The organism is Candidatus Limimorpha avicola, from assembly GCF_056978975.1.
This window is the reverse complement of sequence record NZ_DBMCYK010000023.1, coordinates 1-14310: the sequence shown is the minus strand read 5'-3', so window position 1 is coordinate 14310 and position 14310 is coordinate 1. Positions and strand designations below refer to the sequence as shown.

Sequence of the window (14310 nt, the reverse complement as noted above, 5' to 3'; positions counted from 1 at the left end):
ATATAGTATTAAGAGATAAAATGATAATACAATTACAGAACAAATAAAAAACAAGTACATCCTCTTGCATCAACATCGTAGAAACAAAGATTTGTCATTGAAAGCAAATCATCATGCCAAAATAATCAATAAAAAAACATTCTCTAAGTTGAAGAAATTCGGGTTGTATTATTTTTAATGGAAGCATATCCTTCGATTTCCTCCTTGATTTTTTTAGTATCATAAGAAAATATGGCAATATCATCAGTAAAACCAATCAAAGGAGTAAAATCGCTTAAAAAATCCAAAGGAGTAACAATATATATTATCGATGCAAGTGCAAGTGTCAATTTCACCATGCTGAACATCTTGTATTTACCGGTTACACAATCTTTGACATAGGTAATTACTAATTTCAGACTATCGCTGACCTTGGAAAATTCCTTTTTGTTAAAATACGACTTTACCTTCTCAAGAAGATCAGTCATACCTTCCTTATCATTAATTAATTCATTAGCCTTTTTCAGCCAAATATTATCTTCTTGAAATTTTTGAGCATAGTTAATTACATTATCAAAAACTTTCATCTCATTAATAATCATTTCTTAACTGCAAATTTATCATCTAAAGACATATATTATTTGGTTCTTTTTAGTCCTTTTCAATATCTCAAAGATACAGTCTATTATTATAAAGAAAGTCAATGTCAATATTTTCAACAATCGCAACAGCCTAAATTTGTTAGAAAAAAACATTATGGTGTCAGAAAAAATCATTATATGGAATATAAATATGAGATAATCCCATAAGACACAAATATATTTTATCAACATATTGCAGAGACATCACATTATGGCATATTAAATGAATAAAATATTATATTTCATTGAATTCACAAGAATACAACAAATTTATTAACTATCAATTTAGAGTAAAAAAACATCACAGTAAATAATAATAAAATATTAAAATATGAAGAACATTTTAATCATCAACACACAAATTAAATTATTGCAGGCATAATAATTTAATTTCAGTTTAAATACCATAATACAATTATAAATAATAAAATATTTTGACAAATTTCATTCATAAAAAAACGCACGAAGAAAAACTCCGTGCGTATCATTATACTGTATTTATCAATTATTCATTGATATTTCTCACAAAAGTACCGTCTTGGAAATTTTTTATACCTTGTTGCAGGAATGCCACGAAAGCATCCTTGTCAAGGTTATATGCTCTCGGCTCTACGAGCAGTTCGCCATCATGTCCCATAAGGCAGTAATAAGGCTGTGCATTGGTGTTGAATTTCGATATCTGGAAGTCGGCATATTTACGACCTATGGTCTTTTTCTCCTTACCGTCAGAACCGATAACCCATTCCTCTTCAGGCAATCTCGTCTTGTCATCAACATACAAAGCGACAACGACATAATCATTTCGCAATATATCGAGTACTCTCGGATCGCTCCATACATTAGCTTCCATTTCGCGACAATTGACGCAGCCGTGACCTGTAAAGTCAACATAGATGGGTTTATTCTGTGCTTTGGCACATGCCAAAGCTTGTTCATAATCGAAATAGCCTTTCAAACCATGAGGCAAATGGAAAATATCAGAATATTTAGGTTCTTCGCAAAGCACTGCAGATGATGTAGCCGAAGATGACGATACACCTTGCATCACTACGCCCTGTCTCATAGCATTATCGATATACTCCAAAACCTTATCTCTATTCTCTTCGTTGATACGTTTCAAATCAAAGTCCATAGTCTGTTGCGGCGGCAAATAACCAGACAAAGCCTTAAGTGGAGCACCCCACATACCTGGAATCATATATACTACAAAAGTAAACACAATTATGCTCAATATCAGACGACCAATACCAATAGATTGTACTTCATCGTCATGTTTAAATCTGAGTTTGCCGAGAAGATAAAATCCCAACATAGAGAAACAGACTATCCATATTGCGAGATATACCTCTCTGTCGAGGAGCCCCCAGTGATATGTCTGATCGGCGACACTGAGAAACTTGAATCCGAGAGCGACCTCGATAAAACCGAGCACTACTTTTACGGAGTTAAGCCATCCTCCGCTCTTAGGCAGATTTTTCAACATCGAAGGGAACAAGGCAAACAAGGCAAACGGCAATGCAAATGCCATTGAAAATGCCAACATGGTAACTATTGGAGTCCAGAACTCGCCTGATGTGGATTTAATCAACACCGTACCTACTATAGGTCCTGTACATGCGAATGACACCAATACAAGAGTAAGTGCCATAAAGAACACCCCGGCGAGACCTTTCTTATCGGACTTGCTGTCGCTACTATTGACGAGTTTGCTCGGTAACACTATCTCGAAAGCACCAAAGAATGATGCAGCAAAAATCATAAATACAAGGAAGAAAATAATATTAGGCAGCCAGTGTGTAGAAAGCCAGTTGAAGATATCTGCAGTAACGCTATCACCACCAAACAGCCATGTTATCATGATTATCAAGGCAATAGGCACAGTATAGAGCAATACAATAAATACGAAATACATAATAGCCCTGAAACGACCTACCACCGGGTTGTCACTGCCTTTAAGGAAGAATGACACTGTCATTGGCACCATAGGGAAGACACAAGGTGTCAAAAGTGCAGCAAAACCCCAGATAATAGCCTCTATTATCAGGAGCCACAAGCTGTCACCGGACTTCTCTTCACCGGCAACATCCACAACCTGCTGCTTATCACCAAGAACTACTGAAAACTCATGAACCTCAGGAGGGATACATGTGCCATCATTACAACACATAAACTCCACTTCACCTGTCAAAGTGACAGATGCATCACCATTCAATTTGACTTTTTGAGTAAAAACAGCATTTTTCTCAAAATAAGAGAGACGAATATTAAAAGTAGGGTCGTCATGTTCTATAGCGTTATCACTTTCCTTGACCTCACCAACAAGTTGATAAGCGTGATTCTCTTCAAATGTAAATGTGGTCGGCACCGGACCTCCATCCGGAATATTTTGTGAATAAAGATGCCATCCATCTTCAATATCAGCCTTCATAACAACATTATACTCATTATTTCCGAGAGACTCTGCCGTACACGACCATGTCACCGGATTATAAATCTGAGCATGCACTACAAAAGGCATAAAAAATGCCATCAAAGTCAAAAAACGCAAAACACATTTCTTCATAACTCTAATAATTAATTTCTCAAAATTTTTTGCAAAGATGCAAAAAATCAGTCAATATACAACATTATCTTAAAAATAAATTTGGTATCTCCAACGATTTTGAACTTATCATTTATTCTGAAACCTACAACCCATAAAATATTTTCATCATTATCGAGAAGAAGCCATGTATTTCTTTTCTGATAAGGTGTAAAAGCGTTATCATTAAAGAAATCACTCAAAAGTTTGGAACCGCGCATACCCAAAGGAAAGAACCTATCCCCTTCCCTCCAATGTCTCAACTTCAGAGGAAACGACAGTTTATTGTAGTCCAATTGTGCAATATCCGATTTATCTTTAATAATAATAAAATCATTATTTTTTTCATAAACAGAAAATGAAAGATGTAAAGGTGATAAAATCTCATTACAGTCTTTATCGATAACATATTCTTCATCACTGTCATAAGACGATTTAAAAATCTCAACAGTATCAGAAGTAACATCAAGTTGATAATCAGATGAATAGAACACAGTTTTTGAATGTTCTTTAATAGATTTCATCACAGAATCGCATTGAAAACCGTTAAAACCAAAACGTCTTACCCATTCAAAAAGCAACTGTTTACCTGTCTCGTCTTCAAGAAAATCCCTAATTTTTATACTATGAAAATCAGAAGAAACATATTCCATGGATGACAATTTTTCATGAATCATTTTTCTATATAAATCATTTTCTGCAGACAGACAACCTATAGAAAACAGTATTTTTTGCCTGTAATTCTCTTTTATCCCGTCAAGTGTCGGCAACAGAACATGGCGTATTTTGTTTCTCAGGAACACAGTTTCGTCATTGGTATGGTCATCACGCCACGACAAGTTATTTTGAAGAGCATAATCTCTTATCATGCTTCTATTTGCCCAAAGAAGCGGACGTATATAAATACCGTTAATAGGCTTCATGGATTTCAAGCCCTGAATGCCGGAACCTCTCAATAAATTAATAAAAAATGTCTCTATATTGTCATCACCATGATGAGCAATAGCGACTTTATGGAAACCGTGACATTGTGCCATATCTGCGAACCACGAATAACGCAGTTCACGGGCAGCCATCTCAACAGATATGGCATTATCACGGGCATAACTCTTAGTATCAAAATGTTTTACATACAGTGAGACGCCTCTTTCCGAAGCGAACGCTTTAACAAACTGTTCATCGCCGTCTGACTCCTCATCTCTCAGATGGAAATTACAATGTCCTAAGGTGACGTCATAACCGGCACGCAACAGCAAATCCGTCAATACTATGGAATCCACTCCCCCGCTCAAAGCGGCAAAGATACGCTCTCCATTGCCAACAAGATGATTATCATTTATATAGTTAATAAAAGTATCTAACATGACAATACATCAAAAGAAAACATATACCAATGCGAAACCTAAGATAAGACCGACAACACCAAACAAAAGATACCATATCAGTTTACCTGACAGGAAGCCGTCGATTTTCGGTTCTTCAACTTTTTTTTCAGGCAACACGTCCCCAACCAAAACAACAACTTTATTATCTGTCAAAACAACCTCAGGTTCTTCAAACAACATCTCAGACACGACAGCCTCTTTAGCTTTAGAGTCGAAAGAATACTTGAACAACTTATTATCTTCCGTCAAAAGACAAATATAAGAAAACTCCTCCTTAGGTTTTTCAATAAACAGACGAACTCTTTTGCCGAGATATATTTTAGGCAGGATCTCCTTGTCATCAAGAGTGATAAATGCATCGATAATGACTTTGGCATCGCGCAGTGAGTATGTAAAATACATCACCAACAGACTTACTGCCAACGAACTTAAACATTCATCGAGGACTACAGCTATTGTATTGTTTTCCAACTCATACAAGGCAAATGACACTGACTGGTTAAAAGAAGTAGGATATAACTTAATCCACTCTTTCACACAATACTTCACATCAGACATTGAAGAATTGCGAACATACACTACATCAAAAGCATTCATTTTCTTTTATGTTTTCTTTTAGCCACAGAAAAGCCAAAACTACCAAGTTTCTCACCAAGACGGTAATATTTACCATGAGAATAGGCAATCAAGTCAGCTTGATTCAGTTGAAACAGACCGGTAGAACTATCAAAAAAGCGTACATCGCCATTGACGGCAACCACTTCGGCAATAAACATATCATGAGAGCCGAGTTCTTTTATCTCCACCACTTTACATTCTATATTAAGAGGTGACTCCGCTATCATAGGAGCTTTAAGCATAGTAGCAGGTTCCGGCGTCAGGTGCATTTCTTTAAATTTATTGACATCACGTCCCGACTTGACGCCACACCAATCAACAGCATTAAGCAATGGTTCTGTACTAAGATTTATCACAAACTCCATATTTTTTTTAATCAAATCATAGGAATGACGGTCTTTACGCAATGACACATAACACATCGGAGGGTTGGAACATATAGTCCCGGTCCAGGCCACGGTAACTATATTATAATTCTCCGGGACATCGCCGCAACTCACCATAACGACCGGCAAAGGATACAGCATTGTGCCGGGCTTAAACGACATTTTCATAATGCTCAATTTTATAACATCAAAACAATCAATATATTAGAATTGATTCACCTGATATATTGGAAAAAACACATTTTTTCATTCACAAAGTTAAACAAAAGAATGAAAAACAAATAAAAAAACTTCCGAAAAATGACACTAAAAGTGTAATAATCCGGAAGTTTTAAATTATCAATATATTATATGACTTATTCTATATCCCACGTACTACCGCTGTTAAGCAAGTCGTCAACAGTATGAATATTTGATTTTGAAGTCTCTCTGTCGATAATCTCATCGAGGCAGTCGTTATAAGTGGGAGCCACCACATCGCGGATGACGCCAATAGCAACAGGAAACTCCGGTGGCATCATGTGAGCCAACATCATGTGGATACCTGTGGATTTCTCAGTCTTGTCGTGGACAAGAATATCGGCTTCAGTGATACCATTTTCTCCTATTTTAACGACCTCGAGTCTATTACCTCTGAGGATTATACCTTTATCGCGGTTTTTACCGAAGATAAGAGGTTTGCCGTGTTCGCATTTCACCTGCATATCGTCACGTACATCCTTACCGGTAATATTGTCATGGACGCCATTGGCAAAAATCATACAATTCTGCAATATTTCGACCACTGACAATCCGTCATGTTTATAAGCCTCAAAGCAGATGCCTGTCAATTCGGTAGTATTATTGTCAACAGCTCTTGCGAAGAAGTTACCACGTGCACCTATAACGAGTTCGCCTACATTAAACGGGTCTTCGTAAGTACCTTGCGGACTTGTCTTGGTAACCGTACCGCGGAAAGTACATGGAGAGAACTGACCTTTTGTCAAGCCATAGATTCTGTTATTGAACAACAAGAGGTTAATATCGATATTACGGCGTACTGCATGAATAAAATGATTACCGCCAATGGCAGTACAGTCGCCATCGCCTGTCACCATCCAGACAGACAACTTAGGATTAGCGATTTTAATACCTGTTGCTATAGCGGCGGCACGACCATGTATGCTATGGAAGCCATAAGTATTCATATAGTACGGAAAACGTGAAGAGCAACCAATACCCGACACCACTACTATATCCTCTTTTTTCTTTCCCAACTTAGGGAACACGTCTTCAACGGCCTTAAGAATGGCATGGTCGCCACAACCAGGGCACCATTTAACTATTTGATCGCTTACAAAATCTTCTTTAGTAAGATTAACAACCTGATTTTCGTTTTTTAAGTTTTCCATAGTCAATTATTTTAAAAGGTCATTAAACTCTTTTTCCAACTCGGCTGTCAGGAATGGCAAGCCTTGTACCTTATTATACTGATGATACGGGAATTGAGGATAATTTATTCTCAGATAGTTGGCAAACTGTCCTCTATTCATCTCGCACACGACGATTTTCTTATGTCCCGACAACACTTGTTCAGTATTTTTGGGAAGAGGGCAAATATGACGGAAATGTGCATGGGCTACAGATTTACCTTCTTCTATCATCTTTTCCACCACAGACAAGATGACGCCGTATGTCCCGCCCCAACTTACGACAAGGAGGTCGGCATTAGGATCGCCAAGTATCTCCTGGTCTTCTATATAATTGGCAACACGTTTCACCTTTTCTTCACGGAGGCGTGTCATAAGTTCATGATTTTGAGGGTCATGTGAGACATTACCCTTAATATTCTCCTTTTCGAGACCGCCGATACGGTGACGAAGGCCTTCTGTTCCGGGTATTGCCCATTCACGGCACAATTTCTCCTCATCACGGCGATAAGGTTTATAATCAGGGTCATTAGCTTTTGCTATAGGTGGCACGATGGCAGGCAAGTCAGCGACTGCAGGGATACGGAATATCTCGGAGCCATTGCCGAGAGAACCATCCGACAACATGATGACAGGAGTCATGTGTTCCATTGCCAATTTCGCAGCTTCGTATGCAGTATAGAAACAGTCCACGGAACTCTTGGCTGCAATCACGATAAGAGGAGCGTCGCCATTACGTCCGTACAATGCTTGCATAAGGTCACTCTGTTCTGCCTTGGTAGGAAGACCTGTTGACGGACCGCCACGTTGTACATCTATGATGACGAGCGGAAGTTCTGTCATAACGGCCAGACCGAGAGCCTCTGATTTAAGAGACAAACCAGGACCTGACGTAGTAGTAACAGCCATACAACCGGCAAAAGAAGCACCTATGGATGAAGTGATGCCGGCAATCTCGTCTTCTGCCTGGAAAGCTTTGACTTTCAAATTCTTATATTTAGTAAGTTCTACTAAAATATCAGTAGCAGGGGTAATAGGATAAGAACCGATAAACAGTTGACGTCCGGATCTTTGACTTGCAGCCATAAGCCCCCATGCCGTAGCCACATTACCTGTGATGTCACGATATTTTCCTTTTTCGAGTTTGGCAGGTTCTATACGGTAAGTATTGGCAAACACCTCCAAAGTGTCAGCCCAGCTGTAACCGGCTGCCAAAACCGTTTTATTTGCTTCAATAAGTTGGTCCTTCCCCTTGAACTTATTCTCAAAATACGGATACACACGTGTTATATCTCTGTTAAAAAGATACATAACAATACCGAGTGCAAACATATTCTTTGATTTCAACATTGCCTTGTTGTCCATTCCAAAATCTTTCAAAGCCTCTTTTGTCAATGAAGAGATTGGAGCTTTGATGACCTTATACTGACTCAGGCTACCATCTATAGTAGGATCTGATTGATATCCGGCTTTCTCAAGTGCCTTGTCAGTAATTGAATCGGCATCGATTATGATAGTAGTGCCCGGCTTAAGCCATCTCATGTTAGCTTTTATTGAAGCAGGGTTCATCGACACCAACACATCGCACAAGTCACCGGTAGTATGAACCGGTTTATGTCCAAAGTGAATTTGAAATCCTGACACACCGGAAACAGTACCTTGTGGAGGACGTATCTCGGCCGGATAATCCGGGAAGGTAGCAAAATCGTTACCGGCAAATGCAGTGGAATCTGAGAAAAGATTACCTGTCAATTGCATTCCGTCTCCGGAATCACCGGCAAAACGAACGACAACTTGTTCAAGTTCTACAACCTTTGTCTTGTTTGTCATAAGAAATTGAATTTAATTTATAAATCATTAACTTTTATCCATATTTTGCTGCAAAGGTAAATATTAATTTCGTTATAAAAACAAAACTTTAAAAAGATTTTTTTAATTTTTATCAAACCATCTAAAAAAGTATTTTTTATTTTCAAAACCGCTTTTTTATAGGTCTATATATCGTTTTTTAAAAAAATACAACTATAAAATCAAGAATTTGTGTAATAATAATTTATTCTTGTATTAACGTTCATCTCATACATTTAGACAATGACTTCGAGTCGATGAAGTAACGATGTAATAAGCATTGTTTTAGATAAAAAGACAATAAAAGACAAAATGGCATAATCACTATTTATAACACATCAAAAGAGCAAAATATATAAATGATTGATTATCATAATACAATAATACACAACAAAGCATCGTTATTTAGAATAAATAAAAATTACATATTTTTGATTAAAATAGCATTCAACTTTATATCTTTGCACAATAATTCAAAATTAAAAAAATATGGCTTACAAAATTTTAGACAACTGCGTAGCATGCGGTACATGTATCGACGAATGCCCTGTTGGAGCAATATCCGAAGGCAACATCTATGTTATTGACCCTGATTCTTGTGTCGGTTGCGGCACTTGCGCCAGTGTATGTCCTAACGATGCTATCGTCGAAGACTAAGAATTTATTTTAAAAGCGTTAAAGGGAAAAAGCTCGTGAATACGAGCTTTTTTTATTATAACAACCGGAATAAACAAATCAGATGGCATTTTCTATATTGTGTTTCATCTGTTGCAACACTTTGACAAAGACGGCTAATTCATTATCATCTATATTTTTCACGACCTGATTCATCATATTAATTGCGACTTCTGTCGTTGTATCTTTAAGCATTATACCATCTTTCGAAAGGACAATATTGTTAATTCTTCTGTCTTCTTTATCTACTGCGCGAAACACGAAACCTTTCCTTTCGAGTGAATCTATAAATTTAGTTACAGAATTCTTGTCTTTTTGAATTATGTCAGCTATTGCCTGTTGTGACAAAGTACCTTCGTCCCAAAGAATATCCATGACAAGATATTGTTCAGGTGTCATATTGATGGTATTTTTGTTCAACTCATCACCAAAATACTTCTTTATTTTAGAATTAAGTATATTGATGTAAACAGCAACCTCTTTTATTAACAACATATTATACAATTTTAGTTTTACATATCATCATACATATAATAAAGTAAAGGGATTTACCACATGACTAAAAAAATCATTTCATTGGGCTATCCTTTTCCTTAGCGAAATATCTGTATTCACCCACATCGGCAATTCGAGGAAAGAAAGTTCTCACCCACACTGTAGTTTTACCAAGAGGTGTAAGGAGCATTTGTTTTTTACGATGTTTCAATCCGAAGGCGAGGCGTTCAGCCACCTTGTCAGCGGACATTGCTTTTTCTTCATCAAGTGGAGTCATACCTTGAGGAGTTCCATCAGCGGTAAGAGCAACATTACGTATATTAGAAGCTGTAAAACCGGGAGCAAAAATCATGACATGCAAGTCATCATAAAGATGCTCCATACGTAATGTCTCGAGGAAACCCCTTATGGCGAATTTTGAAGCAGAATAGCCTGTTCTGGCAGGAAGTCCCACAAAACCAGCAGTTGAGATAATACCAACAACACTACCTTTTGCTTCCAACAGATATGGCAATGCGTACTTAGTACAATAAACCGTACCATAAAAATTGGTATCCATCAAACATCTAATTACCGACAAATCAAGTTCTTTGAACAATGCACGCATTGACAATCCGGCATTATTGACGAGTATATCTATTTTTCCAAAACGTTCTACAGTTCTATCAATCAGATTTTTACAGTCTTCTTCTTTGCTAACATCAGTTTTTACACATAAAGATTCACAACATGAGGGTAAAGATTCCGCCAATTCAAGCAGTTTATCGTATGAACGTGCTGCAAGTACAAGTTTTGCCCCTTTTGTTGCAAAACACTTAGCAGAAGCCAATCCGATTCCCGAACTGGCTCCTGTAATTATTATTACTTTCCCCTTAAAATATTCCTTCATCACTATTTTCGATTACCATATAGCCATATCCGGAATCTCATCACAGTCATACATTCCTTTGTCAAGTTTTTCCTTAACTTCAGCAAAAGCCTTAAGAGTATAATTCACATCATCAAGAGTATGAGCTGCCGTAGGTATAATTCTAAATATTATCATTCCCTTAGGAATAACCGGATAAGTAACTATAGAACAGAAAATCTTATAATTTGTTCTAAGGTCGGTAGCTATTTGAGTAGCCTGATATTCATTACCGGGCAAGAATATAGGAGTTACGCAAGCCTCAGCTGGACCGATTTGGAATCCAAGATTGCGGAAACCATTCTGCAAGGCGCGTGTCACAGTCCATAATTTACTTCTAAGTTCATCACCTTCAGCGCTTCTTATTATTTCAAGACGTTTAAGACAGCCTTCCACTATAGCCATAGGCAATGACTTGGCATACATCTGCGAGCGCATGTTATAACGAAGATAATCAATAACATATTTAGGACCGGCAACAAAACCACCTATTATAGCCATCGATTTGGCATAAGCTCCAATATAAAGGTCTATCTCATCCATCACTCCGAAATGCTCAGAAGTACCGCGTCCGTTAGGTCCCATAACTCCGAAACCATGCGCATCGTCTATCAGTATTCTGAAGTTATACTTGTTTTTCAATTCCACTATCTTATCGAGTATGCCGAGAGCACCGGTCATACCGAACACACCTTCTGTAATAAGCAAGATTCCGCCGCCCGTCTGTTCCACTATCTTGGTAGCTTTTTGAAGAGCTTTTTCACAACTTTCTATATCATTATGTTTAAAATGGAACGACTGTCCCAAATGCAAGCGTTTTCCATCAATAAGACAAGCATGAGCTTCACTGTCAAATACTATGACATCATGTCTCGTAGTAAGTGAATCTATTGTAGAAACAATACCCTGATAGCCGAAATTGAATTGGTAAGCAGCTTCTTTTTTCTCGAAATCGGCAAGTTCCTGTTCCAACCGTTCATGAAGGCGAGTATTGCCACTCATCATTCTGGCACCCATAGGATATGCCAAACCCCAACGAGCAGCAGCTTCGGCATCTACTCTTCTCACTTCAGGATGATTTGCCAATCCGAGATAATTGTTCAGACTCCAACACAACACGTCAACTCCATTAAAACGCATTCTTGGTCCCAATTCCCCTTCCAAACGAGGAAATGTAAAATATCCATGTGCACGATCCTTATATTGACCTATAGGACCGCCTGAATCCTTAGCTATTCTTTCAAATATTTCCATCTTACAAATTATTAATCTTTATCATGCAAAATTAGTAAATATTTTTACTAATTTGAATAAAAAAAATAATCTTTTTCATTTATATTTTGGAAAAATATTTTTTCTAAATTTGTGCATCATAAACGACGCATCAAAATGATTGATTTACGCGGTAAAAATGCGATAGTCACCGGAGCAAGTTCCGGAATAGGCGCTGCAATTGCCCGACAACTTGCAAGAGAAAAATGCAATGTATTCCTCACCGGATTAGGGGCATCACAACTTGAAAACACTTTACAGTATTGTAAAAGTCAAGGTATTGCTGCTTATTGCAAAGAATGCGACTTCTCTGATTTCAACTCCATTGACGTGCTTGTTGACGACATAAAAGACAAGGGATTCAGCATTGACATCTTCGTGTTGAATGCAGGAATTTCACAGAGGGAGAAAGGGTTGGATACATCTTTCGACACTGACAAAGCCATCATGCAAATCAACTATTGGAGTTCGGTTTACATTATAAAAAAATTCAGGGAACACATACTCAATGCCAAACATATCAATATCTCAGTCACCACATCGCTTGCGGGACTATTCGGATTTCCGTTAAGGACATCTTATTGTGCATCGAAGCATGCACTATTCGGATTTTTTGAATCATTGGACCTCGAATATTCCAATGTCGCAGTTACATTTCTCATTCCAGGAAGAATAAACACCGAGATAAGCAAGAGTGCTCTCATGGGCGACGGCAAGCGTTATGAAAAGATGGACCCCGGACAATCCAAAGGTCTCGATGTTGACAAGGCGGCGAAAAAAGCCGTCAATGCCATACGCAAAGAAAAACACAGAAAACTAATCGGCAAAGGCGAATTGTTAATGGCTCATATTAACAGATATATACCTTGTCTGTATTATAAACTCGCAAAAATAATTTCTCCCACCTAAAATATACAGAGAATATGGAACAAAAAGAAAAAATCATTTGTGGAATACAACAGGTTGGTATAGGCGTCACCGATGTATCCGAGTCATGGCGTTGGTACAACAAATTATTAGGATTTGACTTAAAAGTTTTTGATGATGAAGGTGTTGCAGAACTCATGTTGCCATATACTGGAGGAAAGCCACAGCCGAGAAGAGCCATTTTGGCTTTAAACCCGATGGGTGGCGGAGGACTTGAAATATGGCAACCAAAAGGCAGAGAAATTCGTTATCCTGATGATGAAGTACGTCTCGGAGACTATGGAATATGTGTATGTAAACTGAAAACCAACAATATAGAAAAGGCTTATGAAACAGCACAAAAAAACGGCATCAAATTGTTGAGTACAATCACGAACTCTCCATTCGGACAAAAACACTTCTTTATCAAGGATAAAGATAACAACGTTTTTGAATTTGAAAGTAACAATTTTGTTTTTATCAAAGCCGGGTTGCCGTCAGGCGGTGTCAATGGTGTCACCATAGGAGTATCCGACATGGACAAGTCAATAGAATTCTATAAAAATTTATTGGATTATGACATTGTTGTTGGTGATCACACCGGTATTTTCGATGATATGGGAGGAGTATGCGGAGCGAACAACAAGATGCGCCGTGTATTGTTAAGAAGGTCAAAGACTGTAGGACCATTATGCGAAGTATTGGGAGACTCGCAAATAGAGTTGATACAAAACTTCGATATCGAGCCACGCAAAATATTCGCAAACAGATACTGGGGTGACATAGGATATATTCATGTATGTTTCGATATACGCAACATGGACATTCTAAAAAAGAAAGCCGAAGAGACAGGACATCCATTTGTATGCGACAGTGGCGATAAATTCGATATGGGTGAAGCCAACGGGCATTTCTCATACGTAGAAGACCCCGACGGGACACTGATAGAATTCGTTGAAACACATAAGATTCCAATTATCAAGAAATTAGGCATCAGTATAAATCTCAATAACAGAGACAATACAAAACCGCTTCCAAGGTTTATAACACAAGCCTTCAAGTTCATGAGAGTATCCAGTGACAAGATATGACATAAAATACAAAAGACAATCGAGTAGGAGGAAAACGACGTAGTTTTCTTCCTACTTTCGTTTTCCGACCTCTCACACCACCGTACGTGCCGTTCGGCATACGGCGGTTCCTATTTT

At 37.9% G+C, this 14310-nt stretch carries 13 protein-coding genes; 3 read left to right on the top strand and 10 right to left on the bottom strand.

Annotated elements, in window-relative coordinates; all coding sequences use genetic code 11:
• Positions 1 to 143: 143 nt before the first annotated feature.
• The 7 genes from ACZOVS_RS09385 to ACZOVS_RS09355 form a co-directional block, all read right to left on the bottom strand.
• On the bottom strand, positions 144 to 581 hold the full coding sequence (locus tag ACZOVS_RS09385; RefSeq protein ID WP_483996971.1) for a YkvA family protein: 438 nt from the start codon (positions 579 to 581) through the stop codon (positions 144 to 146).
• A gap of 544 nt (positions 582 to 1125) precedes the next feature.
• A complete protein-coding gene (locus ACZOVS_RS09380; protein ID WP_483996970.1) occupies positions 1126 to 3183 on the bottom strand; it encodes a protein-disulfide reductase DsbD family protein in 2058 nt (685 codons plus the stop codon).
• Positions 3184 to 3230: 47 nt separating this feature from the next.
• Positions 3231 to 4565, bottom strand: coding sequence for a tRNA lysidine(34) synthetase TilS (tilS, locus tag ACZOVS_RS09375; protein ID WP_483996969.1), 1335 nt, complete (start codon positions 4563 to 4565; stop codon positions 3231 to 3233).
• A gap of 9 nt (positions 4566 to 4574) precedes the next feature.
• A complete protein-coding gene (locus ACZOVS_RS09370) occupies positions 4575 to 5183 on the bottom strand; it encodes a hypothetical protein (protein WP_483996968.1) in 609 nt (202 codons plus the stop codon).
• Positions 5180 to 5758 carry a flavin reductase family protein gene (locus tag ACZOVS_RS09365; RefSeq protein ID WP_483996967.1) on the bottom strand — a complete coding sequence of 193 codons (579 nt, stop codon included), beginning with the start codon at positions 5756 to 5758 and terminating at the stop codon, positions 5180 to 5182. The genes ACZOVS_RS09370 and ACZOVS_RS09365 overlap by 4 nt, the downstream gene beginning before the upstream one ends.
• 188 nt (positions 5759 to 5946) lie before the next feature.
• Positions 5947 to 6981, bottom strand: coding sequence for a 2-oxoacid:ferredoxin oxidoreductase subunit beta (locus ACZOVS_RS09360; RefSeq protein WP_483996966.1), 1035 nt, complete (start codon positions 6979 to 6981; stop codon positions 5947 to 5949).
• Between the two features lie 6 nt (positions 6982 to 6987).
• A complete protein-coding gene (locus ACZOVS_RS09355; protein WP_483996965.1) occupies positions 6988 to 8829 on the bottom strand; it encodes a 2-oxoacid:acceptor oxidoreductase subunit alpha in 1842 nt (613 codons plus the stop codon).
• A 507-nt stretch (positions 8830 to 9336) separates the two neighbouring features.
• Here ACZOVS_RS09355 and ACZOVS_RS09350 point away from each other — a divergent pair.
• The gene (locus ACZOVS_RS09350; protein WP_483996964.1) at positions 9337 to 9504 is read left to right on the top strand and encodes a DUF362 domain-containing protein; all 168 of its coding nucleotides are present in this window, start codon (positions 9337 to 9339) and stop codon (positions 9502 to 9504) included.
• 78 nt (positions 9505 to 9582) lie between these two features.
• On the opposite strand, the gene ACZOVS_RS09345 is transcribed toward ACZOVS_RS09350, so the two are convergent.
• The 3 genes from ACZOVS_RS09345 to ACZOVS_RS09335 form a co-directional block, all read right to left on the bottom strand.
• A complete protein-coding gene (locus ACZOVS_RS09345) occupies positions 9583 to 10017 on the bottom strand; it encodes a MarR family winged helix-turn-helix transcriptional regulator (protein ID WP_483996963.1) in 435 nt (144 codons plus the stop codon).
• A gap of 73 nt (positions 10018 to 10090) precedes the next feature.
• Entirely contained in the window at positions 10091 to 10906 is an 816-nt protein-coding gene (locus ACZOVS_RS09340; protein WP_483996962.1) for an SDR family oxidoreductase, read from the bottom strand.
• Between the two features lie 12 nt (positions 10907 to 10918).
• Positions 10919 to 12178, bottom strand: a complete 1260-nt coding sequence (locus tag ACZOVS_RS09335; RefSeq protein ID WP_483996961.1) for an aminotransferase class I/II-fold pyridoxal phosphate-dependent enzyme — start codon at positions 12176 to 12178, stop codon at positions 10919 to 10921.
• A gap of 135 nt (positions 12179 to 12313) precedes the next feature.
• Here ACZOVS_RS09335 and ACZOVS_RS09330 point away from each other — a divergent pair, with 135 nt between their 5' ends.
• The gene (locus tag ACZOVS_RS09330; RefSeq protein ID WP_483996960.1) at positions 12314 to 13105 is read left to right on the top strand and encodes an SDR family NAD(P)-dependent oxidoreductase; all 792 of its coding nucleotides are present in this window, start codon (positions 12314 to 12316) and stop codon (positions 13103 to 13105) included.
• Between the two features lie 14 nt (positions 13106 to 13119).
• A complete protein-coding gene (locus ACZOVS_RS09325) occupies positions 13120 to 14193 on the top strand; it encodes a VOC family protein (protein ID WP_483996959.1) in 1074 nt (357 codons plus the stop codon).
• Positions 14194 to 14310: the final 117 nt, after the last annotated feature.